9 protein-coding genes are annotated in these 12,323 nt (G+C 68.5%); 3 read left to right on the top strand and 6 right to left on the bottom strand.

What is annotated here, in order from left to right:
• Positions 1-517: 517 nt before the first annotated feature.
• Positions 518-1,702, bottom strand: coding sequence for an amino acid deaminase/aldolase (locus ACZ6DT_RS03680; protein WP_465588062.1), 1,185 nt, complete (start codon positions 1,700-1,702; stop codon positions 518-520).
• 103 nt (positions 1,703-1,805) lie between these two features.
• Here ACZ6DT_RS03680 and ACZ6DT_RS03675 point away from each other — a divergent pair, with 103 nt between their 5' ends.
• Positions 1,806-3,110 carry a D-arabinono-1,4-lactone oxidase gene (locus ACZ6DT_RS03675; RefSeq protein WP_465588059.1) on the top strand — a complete coding sequence of 435 codons (1,305 nt, stop codon included), beginning with the start codon at positions 1,806-1,808 and terminating at the stop codon, positions 3,108-3,110.
• Here ACZ6DT_RS03675 and ACZ6DT_RS03670 read toward each other — a convergent pair.
• The 5 genes from ACZ6DT_RS03670 to ACZ6DT_RS03650 form a co-directional block, all read right to left on the bottom strand.
• Entirely contained in the window at positions 3,107-4,054 is a 948-nt protein-coding gene (locus ACZ6DT_RS03670; protein ID WP_465588056.1) for a ribose-phosphate diphosphokinase, read from the bottom strand. The two genes, ACZ6DT_RS03675 and ACZ6DT_RS03670, sit on opposite strands and share 4 nt — an antisense overlap.
• A 50-nt stretch (positions 4,055-4,104) precedes the next feature.
• Positions 4,105-4,755, bottom strand: coding sequence for an SDR family oxidoreductase (locus ACZ6DT_RS03665; RefSeq protein WP_465588054.1), 651 nt, complete (start codon positions 4,753-4,755; stop codon positions 4,105-4,107).
• Positions 4,756-4,774: 19 nt separating this feature from the next.
• Positions 4,775-5,425, bottom strand: a complete 651-nt coding sequence (locus ACZ6DT_RS03660; RefSeq protein ID WP_465588051.1) for a hypothetical protein — start codon at positions 5,423-5,425, stop codon at positions 4,775-4,777.
• Positions 5,426-5,775: 350 nt separating this feature from the next.
• Complete coding sequence (locus ACZ6DT_RS03655) at positions 5,776-8,013, bottom strand: serine/threonine-protein kinase (protein ID WP_465588048.1); 2,238 nt, start codon at positions 8,011-8,013, stop codon at positions 5,776-5,778.
• Entirely contained in the window at positions 8,004-10,247 is a 2,244-nt protein-coding gene (locus ACZ6DT_RS03650) for a serine/threonine-protein kinase (RefSeq protein ID WP_465588046.1), read from the bottom strand. The genes ACZ6DT_RS03655 and ACZ6DT_RS03650 overlap by 10 nt, the downstream gene beginning before the upstream one ends.
• Positions 10,248-10,365: 118 nt before the next feature.
• Between ACZ6DT_RS03650 and ACZ6DT_RS03645 the strand changes: the two genes are divergently transcribed.
• Both ACZ6DT_RS03645 and ACZ6DT_RS03640 read left to right on the top strand, forming a co-directional pair.
• The gene (locus ACZ6DT_RS03645) at positions 10,366-11,436 is read left to right on the top strand and encodes an HpcH/HpaI aldolase/citrate lyase family protein (RefSeq protein WP_465588043.1); all 1,071 of its coding nucleotides are present in this window, start codon (positions 10,366-10,368) and stop codon (positions 11,434-11,436) included.
• Complete coding sequence (locus tag ACZ6DT_RS03640; RefSeq protein WP_465588041.1) at positions 11,433-12,287, top strand: HpcH/HpaI aldolase/citrate lyase family protein; 855 nt, start codon at positions 11,433-11,435, stop codon at positions 12,285-12,287. Before ACZ6DT_RS03645 ends, ACZ6DT_RS03640 begins: the two co-directional genes overlap by 4 nt.
• Positions 12,288-12,323: the final 36 nt, after the last annotated feature.

Here is a 12,323-nt window from a genome sequence, read left to right as displayed (position 1 = left end):
GGGGGGGGTGGGAGGGGGCAGGGGGTACGTATCCCCCCCCCCCCCCCCCCCCCCTTCCCCCCCCCCCCCCCCCCCCCCCCCCCCCCCCCCCCCCCCCCCCCCCCCCCCCCCCAGCCCTCGCCGCCTGTCACTCGCCAGCCCGCCGCGTTGCGAAAGTGTCTTTCGCAACCCCGGCCACCCTTCTGTCCACTATGGACTCTGACACCACTGTCCGGACATGACGAAGGCCGCCGTCAGAACGAAGAGGACCTTCGCGTCACCGGTGGATCCCCTGCTCCATTCGTGTCCACCGATGCCCGGATCCCATGCCCCACCAGTCACACGACCCCCAACAACCACGCCGCGACCGCGTCTGACCTGGCCTTACCGACTTGTCCACAAAAGTTGTCCACACCCACCCACAGTTGTGGACAACCTCGCCCCTCCCCTCTCGGAACCGCCACCTCCGACACCCCCTCCCGATACGCTGGTGCGGGGCGCGCCCCCCAGGGATGGGTGGGGGTTGGGGTCGCGCGGATCAGCCGAAGTTTTGGGCTTCGCCTCGGTAGGTGGGGACGGTTCGGTCGACACGGTCGCCGACGACGACGTGGTAGTGCGTGAAGCGTTCGGCGAGTTCGCCTGCCTTCGCGTGGCGCAGCCAGACTCGGTCGCCGAGCCGCAGGTGCCGGGCGGCTTCGCCGGAGACGGGGGTTTGGACTTCGCCGGCGCCTTCGAATCCGAGCAGCGAGAGGCCTTCGGGCAGGTAAGGCGTCGGGAGCCGCGAAGACTCCGCGGGCCCTGAAGCGATGTAGCCACCGGAGAAGAGCGTCGCGACCTTGGGTGCCGGACGACGGACGACGGGAAGCGCGAACATCGCGGCCGGGCGCGGCGAGAAGTGCGCGTAGCCGTCGAAAAGCGTTGGCCCGATCAGCCCCGAGCCCGCCGCGATTTCGGTGACGGCCGCTTCGGCACCGGTCGATTCCACGCTGCCGCTGCCGCCGCCGTTGACGAACTCCAGATCCGCCAAGGCCCGGACGGCATGGACCGCGGCCGCGCGGCGTTTCGCGATTTCCACAATGGACTTCCGCTGCATCCAGCCGATGAGCGAGTTCTTGACGCCACCGCCGGCCGCGTCGCCGAGCCCGGCGATCTGGCCTTCGTACGCCATCATCCCGACGAGCCGGAAACCCTTGCGGGACAAGATGGTCCGCGCCAGATCCGCGGCCTGCCGCGGACTGAACACCGGAGAGCGCCTGGTGCCGACGTGCACTCCGGGCAGCGGCCGCCACGAAGCGTCGAGTTCCAGGCAGACACGGATTTCGGGATGTCCCTGCCCCAGCGCGGCATCGACCAGATCCAGCTGCTCGGGCGAATCGACCATGATCGAAATCGCCGCCCGGGCCCGGTCGTTCGCGGCCAATCGCCGCAGCGCGCCGTGGTCGGCGGTCGGGTACGCCACCACGATGTCCTCGGACGTCCCCTGCTCGACGTGCCAGACGGCTTCGGCGAGCGAGTAGCACATGAGGCCTTCGAACCCCGGCCGCGCGAGCACCCGTTCGAGCAGATACCGGCAACGCACGGATTTGCTGACCACGCGGATCGGTTTGCCACCTGCCCGCCGCAGCAGGTCGGCGCCGTTCGCGTCGAACGCATCCAAGTCGACAACCGCGAACGGAGGATCCAGGTCCTTCGTCGCCAAGTCGTACACCGTCGCACTGGTCACCCGAACTAAGGTACGACAGAAGGACTTGAAACGCGAATACTATTCACTTACTGTTTCGGCACTCGCACATCTCAAGGGCAGCAGCTCACGAAACGGGTGGCTCATGACACGGTGGAGCAACTGGGCCGGCACCGCGACGGCGTCGCCGCTGCGTGTGCACCGGCCGCGCGACACGGACGCGATCGCCGAGGCGATCGGCCGGTCCGCCGCGGACGGGCGACGCCTGCGACCGCTGGGTAGCGGCCACTCCTTCACAGCGATCGCCGCGGCGGATTCGGACGCCATGGATCTGACCGGCTGGACCGGCATCGCGTCGGCGGACGTCGCGAAAGGCCTGGTCACGGTCCGCTCGGGCACCACGCTCAAGCAGCTCAACGCCGAACTCGACGCGCTGGGCCTGGCGATGACCAACCTCGGCGACATCGACGCGCAGACCGTCGCGGGCGCGATCTCCACCGGCACCCACGGCACCGGCGCCCGGCTCGGCGGGATCGCCACCCAGATCGCCGCGCTCGAACTCGTGCTCGCCGACGGCACCGTGGTGACCTGTTCGGCGGACGAGCGGCCTGATCTCTTCGCCGCCGCGCGGGTCGGCCTCGGCGCACTCGGCGTCATCAGCACGGTCACTCTGCAGTGTGAACCGTCCTTCCTGCTCTTCGCCCAGGAGCGGCCGGAACCACTCGAACAGGTCCTCGAAGGCTTCGACCAGTTCGCCGCCGAGAACGACCACTTCGAGTTCTACTGGTTCCCCTATGGCAAGAACGCCCTGGTCAAGCGCAACAATCGGCTTCCGTCGGGCAGCGAACGCCGTCCGCTGACCAAGGTGAAAGAGTTCATCGACTACGAGGTCACAGAGAACATCGCGTTCGGCGGGCTCTGCCGTCTCGGCCGCGCGGTGCCGAAACTCGTCCAGCCGCTCGGCCGGTTCGCCTCGAACATCCTCTCCGCCCGCGAGTACAGCGACACGTCACATCGCGTCTTCGTGACCCATCGCGGCGTGCGGTTCGTCGAGTCGGAGTTCGCGATCCCCCGCGAAGCGCTCCACGACGTCTTCGCCGAACTCCGCGCTTTCGTGCCGAAGCTGGAGAATCCGGTCGCGTTCCCCGTAGAGGTGCGCGTTGCCGCCGCGGACGACATCTGGCTCTCGACCGCTAACGGCCGCGACTCCGCCTACCTCGCGATTCACCAGTTCGTCGGCATGCCCTACCGCGAGTACTTCACCGGATTCGCGTCGATCGTCGGCGAGGCCGGCGGCCGCCCGCACTGGGGCAAGATGCACGACCTCGACGCCGCGACCCTCCGCTCACGGTACCCGCGGTTCGACGACTTCCTGCGGATCCGCAAGGAGGTGGACCCGGCCGGCGTGTTCACGAACACCTACCTCGACCGGGTCCTCGGAACTGCTTAGGCCGTTTCAAAAAGCGCGCTGACCGACTCGCCGTTGTGGATCCTCCGCATCGCCTCCGCCAGCGCGGGCGCGATCGACAGGACCCGCAGCTTCGGGCTCTGCTCCTCCGGCGGGATCGGCACCGTGTTCGTGCAGACGACCTCCAGCACGTCGGGCTGGCTGCCGATCCGCTCGAGCGCGCCGCTGGAGAAGAGGCCGTGCGTGCAGGCGACACGGATCGAGCGCGGCTTCAGTTCCCGGAGTTTGCCGAGCAGTTCGATCACCGTGCTGCCCTTGGCGATCTCGTCGTCGAGGACGATCACGTCGCGGCCGGTGACCTCGCCGATCACCGAGCTGATCTCGACCCTGTCGTCGGCGAAGCGCTGCTTCGCGCCGGCGGCGACCTGAACGCCGAGCAGCCGGGCGAAATGCGCGGCCTCCTTGGCGTTGCCGAGATCCGGCGAGACCACGGTGGTCGCGGAGAGATCGTACTGGCGGAAGTGCTTGGCCAGTTCCTGCAACGCGTGCAGGTGATCGACCGGGACGCTGAAGAAGCCGTGCACCTGCGGCGAATGCAGGGTCATCGCGAGGACGCGATCGGCACCGGCGGTCGCCATCAGGTCGGCGACGAGACGGCCGCCGATCGAGATCCGCGGCGCGTCCTTCTTGTCCGATCGGGCGTACGAATAGTGCGGCATGACGACGGTGATCCGTTTCGCCGACGCGCCCCGCGCGGCGTCCAGCATCAGCAGTAGTTCGACGAGGTGTTCCTGCACCGGCCGCACCAGCGGCTGGATCAGGAAGACGTCGCGCTCGCGGCAGTTCGCCTGGAGCTGGACTTCGAGACAATCGTTGGCGAACCGCCGCACCTCCACGGGATGCAGCGGGATGCCGAGATGGGCGCAGATGTCTTCGGCGAGCTCGGGATGTGCGCTGCCACTGAAGACCGCGATGTCCTCGCGCAAGGACTTTCTCCGTTCAGTCAAAAGACGGATTACGTCCACACACTATGGTTTCACAGAGCGGAAAAGGCCTGAGAGATAGCTGTATCACCCGAGATCGCTTCGAGGACACGTCCCGCCGTCGCCGGATTGTCGAGCAGCGCGACGAGGATCGCGGCGACGTCCTGCCGGGGAATGGGTCCGCGTCCGGTGGATTCGGCGATCAGGATCTCGCCGGTGCCCTCGTCGTCGGTGAGCTGTCCCGGTCGCAGGATGGTCCAGTCGAGATCCCGGGCGCGCAGATCGTCTTCGGCCGCTTTCTTGGCCTTGAGGTAGCTCCGGAAATCGTCCGGTACGTCCGCGGTCTCCCATTTGTCGGCACCCATGGAGCCGACCTGGATGTGCCGCCGCACGCCCGCGCGCTCGGAGGCCGCCGCGAAGAGTTCCGCGGCGGCTCTGTCCACAGTGTCCTTGCGCGCGGTGCCGCTGCCGGGCCCCGCCCCGGCGGAGAAGATGGCGGCGTCGGCGCCGTCGAGCACCTTGGCGACGGCGTCCACATCGGACTTTTCCAGGTCGAGGACGACGGCTTCGGCGCCGACCGCCTCGAGGTCCGCGACGTGATCGGGATTGCGCACGATCCCCACCGCCTGATCACCGCGCCGGGCGAGGAGTTTCTCCAGCTTCAGCGCGATCTGTCCGTGTCCACCCGCAATGACTACTCGCATGGACCCGACGTTAGCGCGTTCAGTCCACTTCGGCAGGGAGCTCGGTGCCGCGCAGCAGCTGGTCGTAGACGATCTCGTTGACCAGGCGCGAGACCGGGTCCTCGTCCAGGATCATGCGCTCGTTGTGCCCCTCGAGGTCGAGGTCGGTCACCGCGTTGGGGTCGGCGGAGACGATGCCGAGCCCGTAGGCGCGGGCACGCGGCAGGCAGTTGCCGACGTAGTCTTCCGTCAGTACGGCTGGCGATGGGAGAACCATCGCGGCCTCGCCGTAACGTGCGAACGGAACCGCGGAGGCCATCGCGGTGCGCCAGTGCCGGGCGACCGCGAGGACGCCGATGATCTCGGCGGCCGGCGCGGGTGCGGTCGCGGCCAGCTCTGGCCAAGTCCAGGTGTCGACGGTGGCGCGATCGACGACGGGACCCATGCCCATCGCGATGCGCTCCGCGTGCACGTCGGTGCGGAGCCGGGCGACCACGCAGATCTTGCGGCCGAGCACGGTGGTCTCCGGCAGGACGATGCCGTTCCAGCCGAGCAGGGCCGCCGCCTTGCGCGAAAGCTCCTCGACGCTCGCGGGCAGTTCGATCGGCGGCACCACCCGGCTCGACAGTGACCGGCTGCGCTTCGCGCCACCGGCGACCGTCGAGCTCTCCATATTCGGTGTAGCCGCCACGTTCCGCCTCCTTCGAACCTGGTTTCCCTAGGGCTCTTCATCCCGTGCCACCTCGGTGGAAGCGGCACATGAACTGTCTAACAGGGCGGGGAGGCGGCGGCGCCGGACAACGGGAGTGGCTGCGATCGACGGCGCCTTGTCATCGGTGACCGGTCGGTAGGCGGTCATCGGACTTCAGTCCGACCGTGCCGCCAACCGAGTGAGGGCGAGGTAAGTGGTGTTACCCGGCGTCTCCGAACGGTCACCGGTATGGAATGACCGGCACCGAACATCGGGGCGGCGAGTGCGGCAAAGCCTTAGGCCGTTCAGCCCAGTGAACGCTCATTCCACTGTGGACCTTCGCAGGCCGGTCAGGTGATCGTCGCGGTACGGAGGAGCTCTTCGACGTCCGGTGTCCGCCACTCATCCATCACCACGATCTGCCTGTCCGCGAGGAACCAGATCCGCTGGGTCACTTGGACCTCACCGCTTCCGCCCGTCTGTCCACGAGGAACACACTGGATCGCCCATTCCTCGTAGGTCGCCGTCGCCCCGCCCACCGGTGCGGTGGTGGAAACCGTCCGCACGGCGTCACCCTCTTGGCGAAGGTCCTTGCGCCCGGCGGCGTTGCAGGCCCGGCCGCCCGCGCTGCGCCGGTAGAAGCCGCCCGGCCGGTATGTCGGCTGTTCGGCGGACTCCTGGCTGTTGTCCGTGAGGAGGACGTACTTGCAGTTGAAGTACTTTTTGGGATCCGGGCAGCCCGGGGCGACGATCACCTTCTCCAGCCCCTGCGAGACGGTGGTCCAGCCGTCGGGCAGGTGCAGGGTCAGCGCGCCGACCGGGACGTCGGTGAGTCCTTGCGCGGGCGGCGCGGCCGAGGTCGCCTTCAGGGGTTTTCCGCCGGTCACGCCCGCGACGAGGTCCGGATTCAGGAGATCGGCCAGCTTGTCGTAGGGCAGCGTGTAGTCCTGGACGCCGCAGGCGGTGGCGAAGCCGAGGGTGTTGAGGTCGACGGTGACCTCGACGGCCGCCGGGGTGAACGCGAGCCACACCTTCCGCTCGTCGGTGAGGTCGGCCGTCTTGAGGGGTTGGTACGGGAAGGTGCTGTTGGCCGGGCCACACTGCTCCTGGTCGGGCCAGAGCAAGGCGGCGAGGGTCCGCAGTCCGTCGTCGGTGAACTTTCCGGGGGCGAAGAGCTCCGCGGGGGTGAGCGCCTTGCCCTCCTTCAAATCGATCGTCACCGCGTTACGGCCGTTTCCCCAGGTCGAATGGGGTTTGTTCTCGAGGTCGTGTGCGTAGCGCACCGAGAGATACCGCTCGTTCCGCGAGCGCACGTCGGCCTTCGTGAGGAGCTTGTACGGGCCACGTTCCGGTTCCAGCTTGGCGGCGCCCGGGCCGGTTTTGCGGTTCCATTCGTCGATCGGCGCGGCCAGGGCGTCGTTGACGCGCTTCAGCCAGGCTTGATCGGGCGACCCGGTCACCTCGGGGTGGTCCCCGCGGTACGGGAGGTTCGTGCCGGGCACGGTTCCGGTCCGGGTCTTCATGGCGATCTCGAGCGCGACGGCCTGTTGAGTGGTCGGCGGCGACGGCGGCGGGGTGCTCGCGTCGGAGAAGACGACGACCGAGCCGACCACGGCGGCCGCCGCCGCGGCGACACCGACGGCGATCTTCAGCCCGGCCGCGATCCCGGGCGCGGCCGCGGTACCGGCGCCGAGCAGGACCAACGGCGTCGCCGCGGCGAGCACGCCGGCCGCCTTCGCCAGCCGCGACCAGCCCTTGCGTTCCCATTCGTCGCCATATCCGGCACGGGCGACGCGTTCCAGCTCGCCGACGAACATGAGCGCGTCGACCGGCCGTTTCGACGGGTCCTTCGCCATTCCCAGCGCGACGAGCTGGTGCACCGGCTCGGGTACTTCGCCGAACGGGATGGGCGCGTGTTCGTGCAGCGTGCGGAGCACTTCGGTCTGTTCGGCCTCATACGGGCGGTGCCCGGCGACACACTGGAAGAACACGCAGGTGGCGGCGTAGACGTCGGTCGCGGGCGTGGCCTGACCGCCTGCCCACTGCTCGGGCGCCATGTACGCGGGCGTGCCGACGGAAGGGCCCCGATCACCGGCCAGGACGGCCGTGCCGAAGTCGACCAGCTTGCTCTCGCCGGTGTCGGCGACGAGGACGTTGGCGGGTTTGTAGTCCCGGTGGACGACGTTCGCGGAGTGGGCCGCGGCCAGTCCGAGTAGCGAGCCTTTCAGTACCGCGAGGGCGGCTTCGGGTTCGAGAGCGCCTTCGGCCTGAAGCACCGCGCGCAGCGAGACGCCGTTGATCGCCTCCATCACGATCGCCGCGCCCTGCGGCGTCTCGAAGAACTCGTGGAGGCGGACGACGTGGGGGCTCGACACCCGGTGCAGTGCCAGCGCTTCCTGCCGGAACGCGGCCAGATGCGCCGGGTCGGCGGCGAAGCGGGAGAAGAGGTACTTGATCGCGACGACGTGGCCGGTGTTGTCCTGGCGCGCGAGCACCACGCGGCCGAAGGTGCCCGTGCCCAGCTGCTCCAGCTCGGTGAAGCCGGGCAGTCTCCACGCATCGCTCGCGTCTTGAATGTTCACTGCCATCGGGCCTCTTCCAGAATCTTGTCGAGACCTGGAGTGTTCCACTCGTCGACGATCACGAGCTGCGTTTTCGGCAGGAACCAGACCCGCTGAGTGACAGTACCGCCGCCAGTGCACGTCAGCCGCCACTCCTCGTACGCGGCTTTCTTCGTCCCGACCGGGCGAAGCTCCTTCTTCCGCAGGACGGGTGACCCCTGAGACTCATTAGGCGCGCCGAGGGAATGACACGGCCGCGGGCCATGGGACCGGTTGTACGGCTTGCCAGGTTCATACGCCGGAGTGGTCGGCTCGACCCGCGAGTTGTCGCTGAAGACGACGCCCGCGCAGTGGAACGGCTGCATGCCGCTGTTCGAGCACTGGTCGGCGGTCACCAGGTAGCGCTCGATGGGAGCGCTGGAGAGCAGCCCCCATTTCTCCGGCGTGGTGATGGTGAAGGCGCCGACGTCGTCCTCTTTGGTCCGCTCGCCCTGCGTGCCGCCGCCCTTGAGGCCGAGCAGGTTCAGCACCGTGGGGCTCATCAGGTCGAGCAGGCGTGGGTATCCGATGGTGATCGCGGTCGGGTCGCAGGCGCGCGGGTAGCCGAGCGCGGAACCGTAGACGTAGAACCGCATTCCGTCGGCGGTGGGCGCCGCCTGCACGATGGAGTCGTAGTCGAAGGTGTACCGCGCCGACATCGCCGTGGCCGGGAGGTGCTCGATCGAGCTCCGCGTGCCGGTGAGGCAGTCGCCCGGCTTCGCGGAGTCGAGGAGGCGGTCTTCGAGCGTCCGCATCCGCGCGGCGGTGCCGTCGACGTTGTCGAAGAGATGCGCGGTGGAGATCTGCTCACCCTTCGTCAGGTCGATGACGATCGGGCGGATGCTGAACCCGCCGTGGTTGCCGAACTGAACGGAGTCGATCGAGCGTTTGTAGACGACCGAGAGCAGCTTGTCGTCCTGGCGCAGTACTTCGGCTTCGGTCTTCATATGCGGGATGTCGCCGTCGGGCTCCCGCTGCGGCTGGTAGCTGTCGGGCCAGAAGTTCTCGAGCCAGCCGTCGATCGGCGCCATCAGCGCCTTGTTGACCCGATCCTCGGCGGCCTTGTCCTTCAACCCGCCGATCCGCACGTACTTGCCGTTGTAGTCGAAGCCGTCGAACTTCTCCGTACGGGTGAGGAGGTCGACCTGCATCGCGGCGACGGTCGTCGTCTGGGGCGGCGCTTCGCCGCTGTCGGCGTTGACCACCACGACCGTGCCGACGGCGGCCGCGGTGACGGCGGCGACCGCGGCGGTCACCTTGAGCCCGAGCGCGATTCCGCCGCCGGTGGTCGCCGCGACCCCGCCCGCCGCGCCGCCCGCGATGACCGGCGCGGCGGCGGTTCCGGCGCCGAGCAGGGCCAGCGGGGACAGGGCGACCAGGACACCGGCGCCCTTGGCGAGCCAGTGCCAGCCGTTGCGCTCCCAGTCTTCGCCGTACGCCTTCCTGGCGGACGACTCCAGCTCGGTGACGAACTCGGCCGCGCCCGACGGCCGCTGGGCGACGGCCTTCGCCATGCCGCGCGCGATGAGGTCGCGGACCGGTTCGGGGACCTCACCGAACGGGATCGGGGCGTACTCGTGCAGGGTGCGCAGCACTTCGGTCTGTTCGGCCTCATACGGCCGGTGCCCGGCGACACACTGGAAGAACACGCAGGTCGCGGCGTAGACGTCGGTCGCGGGGGTGGCGATCCCACCGGACCACTGCTCGGGCGCCATGTACGCGGGCGTGCCCGCCGCGACCCCGGTCTGCCCGGCGAGCACGGCGATGCCGAAGTCGACGAGTTTGCTCTGCCCCTCGGGGGTGACCAGGACGTTCGCCGGTTTGTAGTCGCGGTGGACGGTGCCCGCGGCGTGCGCGCCGGCGAGGCCGAGCAGTGAACCCTTGAGGATGGCCAGCGCGGCTTCGGGTTCGAGCTTCTCCTGGCGGTCGAGGAGCTCTTTCAGGGAAATTCCGTGAACGGCTTCCATGATGATGGCGGCCCCTTGCGGGGTCTCCACGAACTGGTGCAGACGGGCGATGTGGGGTCCCGAAACGCGGCTCAGGATCTGCGCCTCGTGGCGGAACTCGGCCAGCCGCTGAGGGTCGGCCGCGAACCGCGCGTACAGGTATTTGATGGCCACGACCTGGGCGGATTCATCATGGCGAGCCAGTACGACCCGCCCGAATCCGCCTTCGCCCAGCGACCCCAGCTCGGTGAAACCCGGCAAGGCCCAGTCGTCCACAGATCCCTCCGCGATTCCCGATCGTGTCCCCTTGGAGGTGAGCTGCGCCGCAGCGGTTCCCCACCTTCCGGGTTTAGGGTTACTCCTCGGTCACTTAGCCCGTTGCGATGGAGGAACGATGCGTTCGCCGAAGGATTTCTTCGCCCCGCTCGCCGTGGGGGCGCCGGAACCGCTCCGCCAGATCCCCGTGCCTCCTTCGCGGATGATCCACTTCTTCGACCCCGGCAACGAGAAGATGACCGCCAAGGTCCCGGATCTTGCCAAGAAGGTCGACGTCCTGCTCGGCAACCTCGAGGACGCCGTGCGCGCCGACCGCAAGGAGGCCGCGCGGAACGGGCTCGTCAACATCGCGAAGTCGACCGACTTCGGCAAGACGCAGCTGTGGACCCGCGTCAACAGCCTCGACTCGCCGTGGGTGCTCGACGACCTGATCACGCTGGTCACCGAGATCGGCGACAAACTCGACGTGATCATGGTGCCGAAGGTCGAAGGCGCGCAGGACATCCACTACGTCGACAGGCTGCTCGCGCAGCTCGAAGCGCGGGCCGGGCTCACGAAACCGCTGCTGGTGCACGCGATCCTGGAGACCGCCAGCGGCGTCGCGAACGTCGAAGAGATCGCCGGCGCGAGCCCCCGGATGCAGGGCATCTCGCTCGGCCCGGCCGACCTCGCCGCGAGCCGCCGGATGAAGACCACCCGGGTGGGTGGCGGGCACCCCGGTTACCTGGTGCGCACGGACCCGACCGGCGGAGACCTGAACGAGGGACGCACGACGTATCAACAGGATCTTTGGCACTACACCGTCGCGCGGATGGTCGACGCCTGCGCGGCGAACGGGATCCTGCCGTACTACGGGCCGTTCGGCGACATCCGCGACGTCGTGGCCTGTGAGGACCAGTTCCGCAACGCGTTCCTGCTCGGCTGCGTGGGCGCCTGGAGCCTGCACCCGGTGCAGATCGCCATCGCCAAGAAGGTGTTCTCACCTTCGCCCGAGGACGTCGCCTGGGCACGGCGCGTGATCGCCGCGATGGGTGACGGCACCGGTGCGGTGATGATCGACGGGAAGATGCAGGACGACGCCTCGGTGAAGCAGTGCCGGGTGGTCGCCGAACTCGCCGACGCCCTCGCCGCCGACGACCCCGAACTCGCCGCCGCGTACGACGCGGCCGGTAAGGAGACTTCCGAATGAACCCCCGACGTTCCGTCCTCTACATGCCCGGCGCGAACGAAAGAGCGCTGGAAAAGGCCAAGACGCTGGACGCGGACGGGCTCATCCTCGACCTCGAAGACGCCGTCGCGCCCGACGCGAAGGAAGCCGCGCGTGAACGCGTTTGCGCCGCCGCTTCGTCGAAGGAGTACGGCTCGCGCGAGGTGACCATCCGTGTCAACGGCCTCGACACCGAATGGCACGACGCCGACCTCCGCGCCGCCGCGCAGGCGGGCCCGGACGCGATCGTCGTGCCGAAGGTGAACTCCGCCGCCGAAGTGCACAACATCGAGCGCGCGCTGGAACTCGGCGGCGCCCCCGATCACACGAAGATCTGGGCGATGGTCGAAACCCCGTTCGCGATGCTGCACGCCGAGGAGATCGCCGCGGCGTCCGAACGGCTGACCGGGCTGGTCATGGGCACGAACGATCTGGCGAAGGAACTGCACGCCGAGTTCGTCCCCGGCCGCGCGCCGCTGCTCGGCGGGCTTTCGCTCGCGTTGCTGGCCGCACGGGCGACCGGCAAGGCGATCCTCGACGGCGTCTACAACGACGTGAAGGACCTCGAAGGCTTCGAGGCGGAATGCCTGCAAGGACGCCAGTTCGGCTTCGACGGCAAGACATTGATCCACCCTGCGCAGCTGGAACCGTGCAACCGGATCTTCGCGCCGTCCGAAGAGGAGATCGCGCGGTCGCGCAAGATCATCGCGGCGTTCGAGGAGGCCAAGGCGGCCGGGCAGGGCGTCGTGACCGTGGACGGGCGGATGATCGAGAACCTGCACGTGGACAACGCGCGGCGGATCCTTGCGCTGGCCGAAGCGATCAACAAGTGACGCATTTCGTCCTCTGAATGCGGTAGTTGCGTGTGC

The sequence above is a fragment of the Amycolatopsis sp. NPDC041971 genome, assembly GCF_055588925.1.
This window is presented reverse-complemented; position numbering and strand designations above follow the sequence as displayed.